This window comes from Pseudomonas duriflava (assembly GCF_007830155.1).
Taxonomy (GTDB): domain Bacteria; phylum Pseudomonadota; class Gammaproteobacteria; order Pseudomonadales; family Pseudomonadaceae; genus Chryseomonas; species Chryseomonas duriflava.
This window is the reverse complement of the sequence record NZ_VLKY01000011.1, coordinates 54,644-70,638: the sequence shown is the minus strand read 5'-3', so window position 1 is coordinate 70,638 and position 15,995 is coordinate 54,644. Positions and strand designations below refer to the sequence as shown.

Annotated in this window: 7 protein-coding genes; 4 read left to right on the top strand and 3 right to left on the bottom strand. The window is 55.8% G+C overall.

Annotation, left to right across the window (positions count from 1 at the left end):
• Nucleotides 1-12 precede the first annotated feature (12 nt).
• Complete coding sequence (locus IQ22_RS15960; RefSeq protein WP_145143779.1) at nucleotides 13-930, bottom strand: diguanylate cyclase; 918 nt, start codon at nucleotides 928-930, stop codon at nucleotides 13-15.
• A complete protein-coding gene (locus IQ22_RS15955) occupies nucleotides 927-7,604 on the bottom strand; it encodes a response regulator (RefSeq protein WP_244309203.1) in 6,678 nt (2,225 codons plus the stop codon). Before IQ22_RS15955 ends, IQ22_RS15960 begins: the two co-directional genes overlap by 4 nt.
• 163 nt (nucleotides 7,605-7,767) lie before the next feature.
• On the opposite strand from IQ22_RS15955, the gene IQ22_RS15950 reads away from it, so the two are divergent.
• The 4 genes from IQ22_RS15950 to IQ22_RS15935 all read left to right on the top strand — a co-directional run bounded on the left by IQ22_RS15950 (nucleotide 7,768) and on the right by IQ22_RS15935 (nucleotide 13,813).
• Nucleotides 7,768-9,915 (top strand): NAD(P)-binding protein, encoded by a 2,148-nt coding sequence (locus IQ22_RS15950; protein WP_145143777.1) that lies wholly within the window; start codon nucleotides 7,768-7,770, stop codon nucleotides 9,913-9,915.
• Nucleotides 9,916-10,176: 261 nt separating this feature from the next.
• A complete protein-coding gene (locus tag IQ22_RS15945) occupies nucleotides 10,177-11,823 on the top strand; it encodes an acetolactate synthase large subunit (protein ID WP_145143775.1) in 1,647 nt (548 codons plus the stop codon).
• A gap of 271 nt (nucleotides 11,824-12,094) precedes the next feature.
• Complete coding sequence (locus IQ22_RS15940; protein WP_244309201.1) at nucleotides 12,095-12,553, top strand: CopG family transcriptional regulator; 459 nt, start codon at nucleotides 12,095-12,097, stop codon at nucleotides 12,551-12,553.
• Between the two features lie 18 nt (nucleotides 12,554-12,571).
• Nucleotides 12,572-13,813 carry an extracellular catalytic domain type 1 short-chain-length polyhydroxyalkanoate depolymerase gene (locus tag IQ22_RS15935; RefSeq protein WP_145143773.1) on the top strand — a complete coding sequence of 414 codons (1,242 nt, stop codon included), beginning with the start codon at nucleotides 12,572-12,574 and terminating at the stop codon, nucleotides 13,811-13,813.
• A 355-nt stretch (nucleotides 13,814-14,168) separates the two neighbouring features.
• On the opposite strand, the gene IQ22_RS15930 is transcribed toward IQ22_RS15935, so the two are convergent.
• Nucleotides 14,169-15,848: a Na+/H+ antiporter gene (locus tag IQ22_RS15930; RefSeq protein ID WP_145143771.1), complete on the bottom strand. Its 1,680-nt coding sequence runs from the start codon at nucleotides 15,846-15,848 to the stop codon at nucleotides 14,169-14,171.
• Between the last annotated feature and the right edge of the window lie 147 nt (nucleotides 15,849-15,995).

Below are 15,995 nucleotides of genomic sequence, written 5' to 3'. Positions count from 1 at the left end.
GCGCAGAACCGATTACTTCAGGTTCTGCGCCACGGTCCGGTTGCGGCCTTTTTGTTTAGCCTGGTAAAGCAGCTCATCAGCGGCACTCATAAGATATTCCGGCGCTTGATGCCTTTCAGGTAGACATGCCGCAATTCCAATACTAACCGTCAACCATTCGTAGGCCGCCTCTTTGGCAGAGGGGATATGCAGGTCCATAACCGCCAGGCGGCAACGTTCCAGAATCAGCCGGGCCTGCTCAGACGATGTTCCCGGCAGGATCAGAGTGAACTCCTCTCCACCATATCGGGCCAGACAGTCGCATTCCCGAGTACGACTCTCCAGAACGCTTGCAACTCTGGCCAAGGCTTCGTCTCCCGCAGCGTGGCCGTAGGCATCGTTGAATTGCTTAAAGTAGTCCACATCAATCATCGCGATCGATAAAGGGATACGTTCCTGCGCTGCAAGAGACCACTCTTGAGCCAGTGTCTCGTCCAATTTACGCCGGTTGGCCAGCGACGTTAGCGGATCGATGTGCGCCAGTCGCTCCAGCATGTCTCGCTGGCGGGCCAGCTGTAAATGCAGACGCACCCGCGCCCGTACGGCAGGCGCGTTGAAAGGCTTGAGGATGTAATCACTAGCGCCTAGTTCGAAACATTCAACCTCCTGCTTTACATCGTCCAGGCCACTGATAAACAGCACGGGAATACTGGCCGTCTCGGCGCGCTGCCTGAATAATCGGATCAACTGCAACCCATCAAGCCCAGGCATGACCACATCAAGAAGGATCAAATCGGGACGCTCTCGTGCTGCTTTGTCCAGCGCCTGCGTACCGCTCTTGGCAAGTACCACTTTCGCCTCGCCGCGCAAGACTTCAGAAAGCAGCCGCAGATTGGTCTTCTCGTCATCCACAATCAGCACGACGGGTGTTCGCCCAGCCATGGCGTTCATGCCTGAACCACCTCTGCACGCAAACGTTGAATCAGGTCAGCAACGGCAATAGCGGCCCGCTCGAACTCGACCTCATCGACCCAGCGCTCAAGTTGCCGAATCATTGGCTCTACCGTCGAGCCTTTACACATGCGTAGCAGGTTGGGCAACAAGACCTCCGCCTCGAAGTCGGATGCCTCCAGCAATGTCAGCAACCGTTCCAGCATAAACACCAGAATATGCCGGTCAGGTAATGGCATAACCGCATGCTCCTCCTGAGGCTGACGGAGCCCTGACAGCTCGGCCATGAGCGGCTCGAGGGCGCTAATGATCGGCTGTACGGATGTAACCGGCACATCATCACCCTGGATCAGAGCATGTTCAAGCGCAGCACAGGCTTCCGACACCTCGTAGGCACCGATATATGCCGCGGCGGATCGTAGACTATGCACTTTCAATTGCAGGCTTGCCGTATCACCGGTTGCCTGCAGTGTATGCATCGCCTCGACCGTACCCGAGTGGTCATGGATGAAGTCGAGCACCAAATGCTGATACAACGCACGTCGCCCTTGTAACCGGGCCAGCGCCCTGGCCACATCAAGCCGTGGGCTGGTCTCAAGCGTTGCCAAGAACGTCGGGCTCCAGGCAGCCGGCGCAGTGTCTTTGGTGTGCGGTGGCATAGCTGGCCGAATACCCGGGTTACCCCAGGAAACCAGCAGCCGATACAAGTCGGTTGGGTTAATAGGCTTGACCAGATGATCACTCATCCCGGCAGCCAAACTCTTCTCGCGATCCTCCGGCAAGGCATTGGCCGTCATGGCAATGATCGGGATCCGTCTTAATGCCGGGCGCTGCCGGATCAGCCGCGTTGTTGCCAACCCATCGAGACGCGGCATATGAATGTCCATAAGCACCAGGTCATAGGCTTGGTTCTCAAGTTTCTCCAGCGCTTCCTGACCATCCTCGGCCGTCTCGATTACGATACCTGTGTCTTGCAGAAAGCCAATAACAACCTGCCGATTGATCGCATTATCATCAACCAACAGGATCTTTATGCCGTGCAGGTCAAGCCAGGAGGGCTCTTGCGACAACGACAGTGACGGCGATGGCAGTTGCTCCTGCTGCAAACCGTCTAGCACGCGCTGCAAACCAGCGGGTGTAACGGGTTTTTCCAGGAAACCGACTAACTCTACATCCATCGCCTCGCTTTTCGCCTCTTCCAGCTCATAGGGAGATACTAGAAGCACAGTGGGCACAGATGTCTTGAACTGACGCACCGCGGCCAACCCATCACAGGTGGGCATATGCCAATCCATCAGCACAAGGTCGAAAACTTCTCCGGTCTGTAGACGGCTTACCGCCTCCGCACCGTTATCGACGGCAACAGCCTCTATGCCTAATGCCGTCAACTGTCGTACCAGCACTTCACGAACATGCGGGTGGTCATCCACCACTAACACTCTCAATCCCGTAGCAACACGGGCGCCATGGCCCTCGTCCACCGATTCGATAACAGGCAGCGTTAAATCAAACGTAAAGCAGGAACCCTGCCCCGGCTCGCTCTGAACTCCAATGTGCCCTTTCATCAGTTCAATCAGCTGCTTGCAGATCGCCAGACCCAGACCGGTCCCGCCATAACGGCGCGTAATCGAGCCGTCCACCTGAGTGAATGGCTGGAACAGGACCTGCTGCTGTTCTAGATCGATACCAATACCAGTATCTTCCACTTCGAAACGTACATAGGCCCAACCACGCCCAGCCGGTTCGGCCGTAATCCGCAGCCGTACGTGACCATGATCAGTGAATTTGATCGCATTACTGACCAAGTTGATCAGTACCTGCTGAAGACGCAGCGGGTCACCCTGCAATACCTGCGGGACCTCTGGCGCCAGATCAAGAATCAGCTCCAGTTGTTTTTCATGTGCCTTAAGGGCACAGATAGTAAAGGCCCGCTCAATAACCTTGGCGAGGTTGAAGCGGATATGCTCGAGCACCATACCGCCTGACTCGTTGCGAGAAAAATCCAGGATGTCATTGATGACACCTAGCAACACCTCGCCAGAGCCAAGGATTTTATCCACATAGCCCTGTTGTTCACTGCTCAAGGCTGTTTTGAGTGTCAACCGACTCAGACCAATAACGGCATTGAGCGGAGTACGGATCTCGTGGCTCATGGTGGCAAGAAACAAGGACTTGGCCGTTGCGGCCTGCTCCGCCCGGATACGCGCCTGATCGAGCTCGGCCGTACGCTCGGCGACCCGCTGCTCAAGGGTCTCGTAAAGCATGGCATGCTCCAGCGAAATTGCCGCCTGGGCCGCCAGAATATTCAGTGCCTGCAAGCGTGCCGGCGTAAAGGCATAAGGCAGCAAGTTGTTTTCCAGATAAAGCACGCCAATCAGCTGCTCTTGCCGCATGACGGGTAAACAAATTACTGAACGGGGCCGATGGGTACGGATATAAGGATCATTCACGAATCCGCCTTGCGCAGCAGCATCATCGAGAATCATCGGCAATCGCGTCCGAATCACCTGGGCAATAACCGTGGGTGGTACCAGGATGGGCAGCGCATCGCCTGTCCCTATCGCAACAGGCATGGCCTGCCGCACCACCGGCGCTGGCTCGTCACTACGGCATACAGCTTGAATACACCACTGGCCCTCATGCGGCAGCAAAAGCATACCCTGCTGCGCCCCGGCGTCCTCCAGCAGGATTCGCATGACCTTGCCTAGAAGCTGATCCAGTGCCAGTTCAGTAGAAATGGTTTGCAGGGACTTGAGAATTGACATCCAGTCCAGTCGGGCTACTTCGCCTGCGTTTGATGCCGTGACCGGCCATTGTTGGGTTGCCTGGGTATCATCGCGCTGGGGATAGAGCCAGCGGGCGAACTCGTGCTCCAATGCCTGCACTTTGGCGGTCGCGCCCCAGTGACCATAATCCCGGTGTGCATCCTGAAGGTACGCCTGGGCAATACGGGGCTTATCCTGAGCCAGCCAGAAGCGTGCACACAGTTCTTCGGCGAGTGCGGTCCCCTGGCGAAACCCATGCTGGCGCGCTGAATCGATAGCCTGGTCGTACAGGCTCATTGCCTGAACCGTATCGCCCTCCAGCCGGGCCTGCTCTGCCTTGACCAGAAGCTGCTTGTGTTCGAAATTGGCTGGGCAATGCTCGGCCCATACGGCCATGCGCGCCTGGTTTTCCCTGATCTTCTGCTGGTAGCTGGCTTGTACGTCTTGCGCGGCTTCAGGCAGTAGTGCCAATAGGATCAGAGACTGATAGAAATTATGTTCGGCAATGCTGAACCAGCCAAAAGTAGATGCCAGTGTGGCCTCAGCCTCACAGGCATGCAGCAAGGCCTCATCCAACCGGCCAAACAGGTAGGCGCCCTGCATCTTGTTGTAGTGATAGTAATTAAGACACAACGCATGCTGATTACGCTGCATGCTGGCAAGTAATGCTGCCTCGTCGAAGTCGGCCGTATTCCAAGTGCCTGCATGGTCTGTCTTACCCTGGAACAGCCGAATGGCCTGGCATAACAAGGTGAAGACTTCGAGCGTATTGGGATCGCCGATCCGGGTCAGGATCGGGCGGACCCGCTCGCACTCGGTTACCAAGTACTCAAGCGGCGCCCCGCTATGCTGCAAGTGCTTGAGAATGTGAAAGGCACTGTAGCTCGTCCAGATCGCGTCACCGATTTGCAAACCTGCCTGCAAGGCCGTCCGCAGCAAACGTACGTTTTCCTCCAGCGGGCTGGACCACGGACTGTTCGTCACCGCGAACATTGTATGTACCTTGCAGGTCATCGACAGATTACCCGTCTGCTCCACCAACGCCACTGCCAGCTTGCCAAAGCGGTAACCCAACCGATAATTGCTGAAAAACGCCGATAGCATGGAGCCGTAATTGGCATAACCAAACGGCGACAGATCGCCATTTCCGTACCGGATCGACAAGGTAACGATCCGCACCACGGCCAATGTACTCATGGACAGATTGACGTTGATCGCCGGCCCCCAGAGTAGCCCCAGTAAACGGACTACGTGTTGCGCACGCTCATCCGTCATCACGGGCAGCTCAAGTAATTGCTCCACTTCGTGCTTGGCCAGGTAGGCCTCGATCAAGGCACTGTCGGCTGCGGTAGCCTGCTGGAGCTCCTCTTCCCGCTCGGGCCAGGGTTCATCCAACAGCCGCAACCCTTCCACCGCGGCTGTCAGGGCTTCGGCGAACCGACCATGGGTTGCGTACAACTCGGTGCGCAACCCATGGATATCCGCCCTTGTGAGCGCCGTTTGCGTATAGCTCAACAGCATGTCGCACAGGGTCAAGGCCTGCTCGATGTCGCCGCCAAGCTGTACGCAGAGCACCTGAGTCCGGTACAAGGCAAAGGTTAAGGCATGGTCACAATCCCATCCGGTTTCGCCCACCAGAGCCAACCCCTGACGGCTCAATTCAAGAGCCGTGGTATAAGCATTGGCTGCCAGAGCCCGACGTGCCGCCGCCAGGTTCAGCGTAGCCAGGACACAGCGCTCCCCGTCTTCCAGCAGTGACTGGGCGGCGTTCAGATGATTGACGATATCAAACAATTCATCGGACGCCGTTGGATCGTCAGCCGTTTGTTGCAGGTAACGACCGATCCGTAAGTGCATGGCCTGGCGCTCGGGATCAGGCAAATGGAAGTAGGCGGCCTTTCGTACCTGATCGTGGACAAACAGGTAACAGGCGGGCTCGGCGCGTTCCTGCCGAGGCGCTAATAACAGCCCTTCGCGTAACGGATGGGCCAACTGCTGATGGACATCTGCCAACGGCATATCGGCCAATAGCGCCAGCCGCTCCGGCATAAAGCTATTACCCAGGCACGCTGCCCATTGGAGCAGATGCACGCTAGTGGGCGGCAGCTGATTCAGAATCCGCACCATGAACGCAACGACGTTGTCAGACACGTCCCAGGTTTCTATACGGTGAAGATCCCAGACCCACTGACCTGTCGTACCGTCGAATTCGATCAGCCGTTCTTGATACAGCGCTGACAATAGCTGCCGAAGGAAGAAAGGATTACCTAACGTCTTGCGATGACATACGGCAGCTAGCGCCTGAGTCTCGACAGTCTTGGGAAAGACCGTCTCTATCAGTTGCTTTACCTCCTGTAGCCGCAGCGGTTGCACATCGACCAAGATAAAACCGCCCCCGTGTCTGGAGGCTAGTTCGCCCCAGCCATGAAGCGGATGTTCCGGCCCAACCTCGTTATCCCGATAGGTACCGATGAGTAACATGTGATGCTGGGTAGGATCGTGTAGCAGAAGGCCAATAAGACGCAACGATGCTGCATCGGCCCACTGAAGATCGTCCAGGAACAGGATGAGAGGTGTGGCAGGCGAGCAAAACGCCTGAATGAAGCGCTGAAAAACATAGTCGAACCGATTCTGCGCTTCGCCTGCAGGCAACTCCATAACCGGTGGTAGCGGCCCGAGCCAGACATGCAACTCTGGCACCAGATCAGCGATTAGCCCCAGGCTTACTCCCAACTCGCTACGTACCGCCTCGATCCGCTGCGGCTCATGAGCAAGGCAGTGCTCGACCAGCCTCCGCACAGCTTGCCGCACAGCCATATAGGGAGTGTCACGCTGTAGCGGATCGAACTTACCGTTACCAAAGAGACCATGAATATCACTATGGTCACGAAACGCTGTTACCAGCGCAGACTTGCCGACTCCTGAAGCACCGCCAATCAAGACCAACTCTACTCCGCCCCGCCGAACGCGCCTGAAAGCCTCTGTCAAACGCTGCAAAGGCTCGTCGCGTCCGAAGAGAACAGATGGTAGCTCCAGGCGAGCAGGCACATCCTGCGTAGCAATAGGGAAGGCATCGATTCGACCTTGCCGCTCCCACTCGGTCAGGCAGCGGCGTACATCGCAAAGTAATCCGTACGTGCTCTGATAACGCTCTGCGGCCGCCTTGGCCATAAGCTTGGCGACAATAGTGGCCAGAACGGGAGGCACGAGCGGAGCCAGCGCTTCCAGTGGCGGCGGTGTTACGGCCAGGTGACAATGCACCAGTTCGAGCGGGTCGGTAGCCAGAAACGGCTTCCGCCCGGCCAGCATTTCGTACAGCGTCACGCCTAAGGCATAGAAATCCGCTCGGTGATCCGGAGACTGCCTCATACGCCCGGTCTGCTCGGGGGCGATATAGGCCAAAGAGCCCTCAAGCCGGTCGGTTGCAGGCTCGGTCATCTGCCCTAAGTCACAGGCAATACCTAAGTCGGTCAGGCGAACCTCACCCGTGTCCTGGTTATAGATGATGTTGCGAGGGTTGAGATCGTTATGGCTAATTCGTAGCCGATGCAGATGACATAACGCTTCTGCCAAGGCCACGGAGAGGCGCAAAGCTGCACCGATCTCCATCGGCTGCCCACTCAAGATAGCGCTCAAGTCATGGCCGCCAATATCCTCCAGCACCATCACAAGCGAAGACTCTACCTCAAGCAATTCAAGCGCCTTGATCACACAGCCGGTCGCCTCGGCCTGCCGGGTCAACACATATTCACGACGGAATGCTTCCATAGCTTGGGACGTAGGAAAATCCGGCATTAGCCGCTTGAGCACGACCGGCTGCCCGTCGCTGATGCGGTGCCCTCGGTAGAGTTGTGCAGCGCGCCCCTCAGCCAACTCTTCTTCACACCGATACCCTGGTAATTTCAACACGTTCCTATCCTCACCGTGTCGTTGCTCTCATCCTGCCCGTGCGTAACATCCGGCCTGGCCTGTGTACTAGCGCACAAAATCCAAACGACGCATAGTATTAACGCTTCGCTGACATAGCGCTTGCGGAACTACTCATTTGCTTACACTTTACAAGGATGTTGCTATGACCGTTGACGCTTCTGACTCTCCCGCTTTCCGCAAGATAGCCATCCTTGGTGGTGGTGTCTCGTCTCTGACCACAGCGTTCCGCCTGACATCCGAGCCTGACTGGCAGACACGCTACTCGATCACGCTCTACCAGATGGGGTGGCGATTGGGCGGCAAAGGTGCCAGTGGCCGGAATGAGGCCGAACACCAACGCATTGAAGAGCACGGTATCCATGTGTGGTTCGGCTTTTATTACAACGCCTTTCATCTGTTACGTCAGTGCTATAAAGAGCTTGGTCGCCCACCCGAGGCTCCGCTAGCCACTCTCGACAAAGCCTTCTTTCCACATCGCGATACGGCACTGGCGCAACACTTCAAGAACCACTGGACCGTGTGGCCCATCGAAACACTCGTTTTACCGGGCAAGGTCGGCGAAGGGTGGGAGCCCAAGCCCATTTTCGAGGCGGTTGCATGCTGGATCGATTGGCTGTTGGCTCATACCGGCTCAGAGCACGTCACTGCACCATGCTCCCTTCCGCTTCTACAACGCCTGCGCCAGGACTGCATTGATCTGCTGCACCGAGAGCAGTTTGAAGCTGCGCAGGCTCGCTTGAAACATGTTCGCAATACCCTACCCAGGCTCGACTCCGTACCAGGCAAACAACATCTCGATCTGATAGCCCTGCTTACAGGCATACGCACCTGTTTCCGCGATATTACCAGCCACTTCATCGAGCACTCTTTAGAAATCTGTCGCTTCTGGATGCTGATGGATTTCGGTCTGACTGCCACCTTGGGCTTCCTGGCGGATGAGCTATACGCCAAAGGCCTGGATGTCATCAATGATTGTAGCTTTCTAACATGGCTTGCCGGCCACGGCGCCAGCCCCAGCACGCTTGAAGGGCCGATTCTGACAGCCCTGCATGGCGGTATCTTTGCTTATCGCGACGGCGACATGAGCCAGCCCGACGTCGAAGCCGGAACACTGCTGCGTGCTGGTCTGACTGCAGTCTCCTGCTCTAAGGAATCCTTCATATGGCGTATGCAGGCCGGCATGGGCGACGTAGTGTTTGCGCCCTACTATGAGGTACTCAAGCGGCGCGGGGTCGAGTTCCGGTTCTTCCACCGCGTCAAAGCGCTTGAAGCTGTAAAGGACGCCACCGGTTCTCGAATCCAGACTATCCGTATCGCCCAGCAGGTACCGTTGAAGAACCCCGCCACGCCTTATGACCCTCTCGTCATGATTGAAGGTTTGCCCTGCTGGCCATCCACCCCCCGTTATGAGCAGATCAGCGAGACCGTTGCCAAACGGCTGCAGGAAAATCAAGTCAATCTGGAGTCCTTTTGGAGTGACTGGCCGGAACAGTACGACGAGCCGGAACTCCTCCTGGAGCAAGGTCGTGATTTTGATACGGTCGTGCTGGGGGTCTCCTTGGCTGCCCTACCCTCACTCTGTCCGAGCCTGATTACACTCAACCCGGCCTTCAAAGCCATGACAGATGGCGTTGCCACGGTAGCCACGCAGGCCTGTCAGCTCTGGCAGAACAAGGATGCCCAAGGGCTTGGCTGGATCGGTTACAAGCCGAATGCCGAAGCGCCAGAGTTACTAGGCTTCGCCGCCCAAGCCATGGACTCTTGGGCCGATGTCAGTTATCTGGTTGACCGGGAGACGTGGCCGACTAAGGGGGCGCCTAAAAACATCAGTTACTTCTGTGGCGTTTTCACGCCGGATGCCGCACCGCCTGTACCGGCACCGGATTATCCAACGCAGCAGGCCGAGCGAGTCAAGCAGTCTACCCTGGGCCTGCTTACTGGCAGCCTTTCCGCACTCTGGCCCCTTTCCAGCCCACCGGGCAGCAACCAATACCGCTGGGACTTCCTGATGGCACCCGATACGCTAGAGGGCCCGGCACGCTTTAATGCGCAATACTGGCGCGCCAACGTAGACCCGACCGAGCGCTATGTACAAAGTGTGGCTGGCAGTAGCGTTTATCGCTTACCAACCCACGCCTCGGGTTTCGACAACCTATACCTGACGGGAGACTGGATCCGTAACGGTTTCAACATGGGCTGCGTGGAGTCAGCCACACTATCAGGCTTGCAGACAGCCCGCGCTATTCTGAACACTAATGAAGTGATACCGGGCGAGGACAATCTCTACTAAATCCTTTGGCATCAGAAGTCCCATCGTCGGCGAACGGCGATGGGAGCGCAGCTTCCTGGCTTTTATGAGGTGCTGACATCGACCAAGCCATGCCTACTCAAGGCGGACGTAAGGGATAGCGATATAAAGTCACTCCTACACGTCTTTTCAACCGAGACCATTGAAGCGCACGAATCAATCGTGTACATGAATGCACACTGTCGTTCGGTGCTTGGAGTACGAGCAGGCAGCCTATCGGATTTGTACTAAAGGAAATGACACATGCAAAAGGCCGCCGAACTCGTTGTGAGATGTCTTGAGAACGAAGGTGTGGAATATATCTTCGGGATTCCTGGCGAAGAAAACCTCGATCTGCTGGATGCTCTTTCCCGCTCTAACCAGATCAAACTCATCCTGACACGTCACGAACAATCGGCCGGCTTCATGGCCGCCACCTATGGCCGTCTTACGGGCAAAACCGGTGTCTGCCTGTCAACGCTGGGTCCGGGCGCGACTAACTTGGTGACTGCTGGAGCGTATGCCTATCTGGGTGGCATGCCGATGATGATGATCACCGGCCAAAAGCCCATCAAGAAGTCCAAGCAGGGTCGATTCCAGATTCTGGACGTATGCGGCATGATGGCTCCCCTAACCAAATACACCCATCAGCTTGCATCCGCGGACAACATTCCTTCCCGTATCCGCGAAGCCATCCGCTTGGCAGAGGAAGAAAAGCCCGGCTCCGTGCACCTGGAGTTGCCGGAAGACATCGCAGCCGAAACGACCGAGAGCACACCGATTGCACCAAGCCTGTCGCGGCGCCCGGTGGCCGAACACAAGGCGATCCGCGCAGCCGTTTCCAAGCTCGAAGCGGCCCGAAGCCCAGTGCTGGTGATCGGCGCCGGTGCCAACCGCAAGATGACGGCGCGCGTGTTGCGCCAGTTGATCGAGAAAACCGGTATTCCGTTCATCACTACGCAGATGGGCAAGGGTGTGGTTGACGAGCGTCACCCACGCTTCCTTGGCAATGCGGCCCTGTCTGCTGGCGACTTCGTGCACCGCGCACTGGAGTCTGCCGACCTGATCGTCAATATTGGTCATGACGTGATCGAGAAGCCACCGTTCTTTATGGTCCGTGGTGGCACTGAAGTAGTCCATATCAACTTCCGCTCCGCCGAAGTGGACCCAGTGTATTTCCCTCAGATTGAAGTAGTAGGCGATATCGCCAACGCCATCTGGGAAATCAAAGAAGCGATTGAAGTTCAGGCAACCTGGGACTTTTCGCGCTTGCTGGAAATCCGTGAAGCCAACGAAACCCACGTCGCCGAGGGCGCTGATGATGACCGCTTCCCTGTCTATCCGCAGCGCTTAGTAGCCGACTTGCGAAAAGTGCTGCCATCGGATGGCATCGTGGCGCTGGATAATGGCATTTATAAAATCTGGTTCGCCCGTAATTACAAGGCGTACATGCCCAATACCGTTCTTCTGGATAATGCTCTGGCTACCATGGGCGCCGGGCTGCCATCCGCCATGGCTGCACGCCTCGTTTATCCACAGACGCCGATCGTAGCGGTCTGTGGCGACGGCGGCTTTATGATGAATAGCCAGGAGCTGGAAACAGCAGTACGGCTGAAGATGAACTTGGTCGTGATCATCTTGCGTGACGACGCCTATGGCATGATCCGTTGGAAGCAGGCTCAGATGGGCTTCGAGGATTACGGTCTGGACTATGGCAACCCGGACTTCGTGCGCTATGCCGAAAGCTATGGTGCCTTGGGTCATCGTGTGGAAAGCGCCGCGGCCTTCGGCCCGTTGGTAGAGCACTGCCTGAGCACTCCCGGCGTGCATGTTATCGATTGCCCAGTCGATTACTCCGAAAACGACCATATCCTGCATACTGAAATAAAGGAACGCAGCGCTCAGGTCTGATCAGTCCACCTACCGAATTACGCCCCGGCTCATGCCGGGGCGTTTTTGTATAGCCGACTCCCTCTATAGAGCTTTTCCTCTCAAGATTCGCAGCCAGTCTCAGCTGGCATTAGCGTATCTGCTGAACGGTACCTAAAGCCGTAGTGTCAGCGCTTCACCAGGTAACCTGTTGATTGCATTTAAAAACGCATTCTGGAACGAGCCATCTCGCTTTGCCTGTGTACTTACAGTACTCCCCAGTGGTCGGAAGCCCCGTTGACGCAAACTTGTTATGACCTACTCTGCCATCCATGTGGATGGTAAGGAGATGGTAATGGGTGTACATGCGTTCAAGCCAAAAGCAGGTGAGACCACCGAAAAGATCACGATTAATCTTGGTGTCGTGGATCTTGGGCAGATCGACTTGCTGGTCCAGGAGGGTTTTTATTCGAACCGGACAGATCTTATTAAGACCGCGATTCGCAATCAGTTGGCCGCCCATGCCGATGTCATTCGCGAAACGGTAATCCGCAAGACATTCATTCTGGGACTTCAACACTACTCACGGCAGGATCTTGAAGCGTTACAGGCTTCTGGAGAACGGCTTCAGATCCATGTTGTCGGCCTCGCCAGTATTGCAACAGATGTTCCCCCCGAACTCGCAAAAGCAACAATCGACTCACTTGTCGTGCTCGGTGCTTTTCATGCCAGTGCTGCGGTCAAAGCCGCCCTGGCTGATCGGATTCGGTAATCAGCTCTGGAGGCACTTATGAAAACACCACTTAATTCTGAATTTCTCGACGCCCTACGGTTAACGCAAAGTGGTCAGCTTAACGAAGCGACGTCCCTGATTCAGCGAACCCTGGGAATCCCAGCGGTATCGGATACAACATCCAACAACGCTTCACCATCACAGGGAAATGCCTCAAACGAGACGGTACTGGAAGGCACTTACCGTGTAGTGGATGAAGAGACACCTACAAGAAAGGCAACAGGCTTTTCCGAAGAAACTGAAACCGTCTTGCAAGCGACTCGCTTTGGTGCAGCCTTACGCAAGAAGCTTGGAAAGCTTAAAGGGCTGGCCCCCCTTCTGCATCCGCAAACGCCACGATCGGCACCGGAGCCGGTCCCTGAAGGCGCCCAGTTTCTTGCAAAGTCGTACAGCAATCACGCCGGCACTCGGGAGTACAAGTTGTACATTCCTAGCACCTATATGGGAAAGCCATTACCCATGATTGTGATGTTGCACGGCTGTAAACAGAACCCAGATGATTTTGCCGCCGGTACACGCCTCAACGAACTGGCCGAGACGATGCCTTGTCTGGTGCTATACCCTGCTCAATCCAGCAATGCGAACGGCTCCCGGTGCTGGAACTGGTTCAACCCTTCTGACCAGCATTCGGGTCAGGGCGAACCGTCTTTGATTGCCGGAATGACCGAAAGCGTCGCTGCACAGTATTCGGTTGACATGCAACGCATCTATGTAGCCGGCCTGTCTGCGGGAGGCGCCATGGCAGCCATCATGGCCGTTACGTATCCGGACCTGTATTCAGCCGCGGCTATTCATTCCGGGCTTCCCTATGCGGCTGCTCGTGATCTGCCTTCAGCCTTTGCCGCCATGCAGCAAGGCGCAAAGTGTACCGATACCCACGTACCTTCCGAAGCGAGGCCTCTGCCGGTACCTGTTATCGTCTTTCATGGAGATCGGGACTCAACGGTCCATCCCAGCAACAGCGAACAGATTGTTCGTCAATTTTCGCCTGCAGGGTGCTCTATGAAAGGCAAGCTCCGGGCGAAAGTGGAACATGGCCAGACTCCAGATGGCCACGCCTTTACCCGAACGCTGTACCGACTTCCTGATAACGAGCGGGTACAAATGGAGCAATGGACCATACACGGCGCGACTCATGCTTGGTCCGGAGGTAGCACAAACGGCTCGTACACGGATCCGCGAGGCCCCAACGCGACAGCGGAAATGTTGCGCTTTTTTATGGCTCAAACAAACCACTAAAGCCTCGACGCTCAGGCCAAACACTCTTGGCAAGCTCGACAAAAACTTTAGTGCTGCCTTATCTTTCAGGAAACACAGATCTTTTAGGATGAAAGGTCTGTTCACTTTCCGGTCGTTTCCTCCATACGAGCCGAGTAAGACTGCTATCGACCCGCAGCCCGGAAGTACATTGTTCATACCAGCGTTCTGCAAGCATATTAGTTAGCAAACAGTTTGCTAAACGCTGCCAGCCTATTACCCAGCACTGGCTACAACAACCTAGCCACAAAACCGCGCAGTTTGCGTTTCTCGTGATAGTTAATGCCTACGCGGTGTGATCAAAGCCCCTCTTTTGAGGGGCTTCATCTTTCATAGGTTAGTGCGCCACATCGGCTATACGTGCATTGAGTGCTGCCTCAAGCAAATCCACTTCCCTAACGAGTTTTCTCAGGGTGCTGTCGTTAATGATGTGTTTGCTACGCATTTTATAGTACTCGCCGCGCTCGGCCTTGAGTGCCTCCAGGCGGGTCTCGCGTTCCAGTTCACGCCTTGCTGCCAGCACTGGCGTAGACAGCTCAGCATCGGTGAGTTCAAGCCGCTTGTGGTAGTAGTCCATCAGCTGCAAGGTAACATCGTTGAAAGCAATGATGATCTCCTCATCCCCTGCATGGTCGGCCAGCGTCTTGGCTTTCTCCTGGCGATACCTCTCGATCCGCCGGATTGCCGCTTCGGCGCCCTGAATACGCGCTTTGCGCTCCTCCTCGAATGCTTTCGAGTCCGGCGGTAATCGCAGGTTACGTAGCACCAGGGGTAATCCCACACTACCCGTTATCAACGTAAACAGGATGACCCCGGTGGCTAGAAAAATCAGCAGTTCGCGTGCCGGAAAGGGGGTCCCATCATTCATTAGTTCTGGCAGAGATAAGGCCGCAGCCAGCGTTACGGTTCCTCGGATGCCCGCCAGGGTGCCGGCCAGGATAACTTTCTTCGACACGGCCGGAGCGCTGGTACGGCGCCTAAGCAGACGTGGCATTCGAGTCGCCAACAGAATCCACATGAAACGCATGGTTAGAAGAGCTAAGGATATCAAGGCGACATAGCCCAACAGCCCCATGAACGCCCATCCGCCGCCGTTGCGTTCAGAAAGATGCAGCGCCCCATTGATGATCTGAGGTAACTGGAAGCCCAGTAGCAGAAATACCAAGGCATTAAGCGTGAACTCAAGCATGTCCCATACCGTGCGTGTCTGGATACGGCTACTGGTCTGATCCTGGCGCTTCAGATCCGTACGGTTAATCACCATACCGGCCGCAACGGCTGAAAGAATGCCCGACACATGGAAATGCTCGGCCACTAGATAAGCCGCGAACGGCAGCAAAATGATAAGCAGCACAATCTGGGTGGTCGACGCTTCCCCCAGATGACGCTCAATCAGACGTGTTCGAATGAAGTTGAACACTAGAGCCAAGGCCGCGCCTACCACCAAACCGCCAACGGCAATCACAAAGAAACTAAAGGTAGCGTCCATAAGCGAAAAAGCGCCCGTTAGGACAGCTGCGACGGCGAACTTTAACGCTACCAAGCCGGACGCATCGTTCATCAACGACTCGCCTTCCAGAATGTGCATTAGCCGGGGCGGCACGGGTAGTCGGCCAGAAATAGCCGATACAGCCACAGCATCGGTAGGTGACAGGATGGCCGTTAAGGCAAAACACACCGGCAGCGGGATTGAAGGAAACAACCCATGGATGAAATACCCAACGCCGACCACCGTCACAAGCACCAACCCGAGCGCCAGAGCCAGGATGGGGCCTCTCAGCATCATGAATTCGCGCTGCGGAAAGCGCCGGGCATCGGCGAACAGGAGCGGCGCAATGAACAGGAGCATAAAGAGCTCGGGCTCTAGCTCAACGTGTAGGCCACTAGCCGGCCAAGCCATCAAGGCACCGACCCCCACCTGCACCAGTGGTGTAGGTAGAGAAGGCAGAAAACGTGCAGCCACACCGGTAGCAGATGCCACCAGCAGCAATATCAGGACGAGGTAAACGGTATCCATGAAAAGCAGAAAGATCCTAGAAAAGATAAGGAACGCACAGCCTGGAGTTACAGGCTTGTCTTATTGAAAGGAAATTTTTAAAAAATGAAGGTCATATCCGTTGATCGAACGAGCGACATATGTGCTATTTACATATTAGTGTCCATA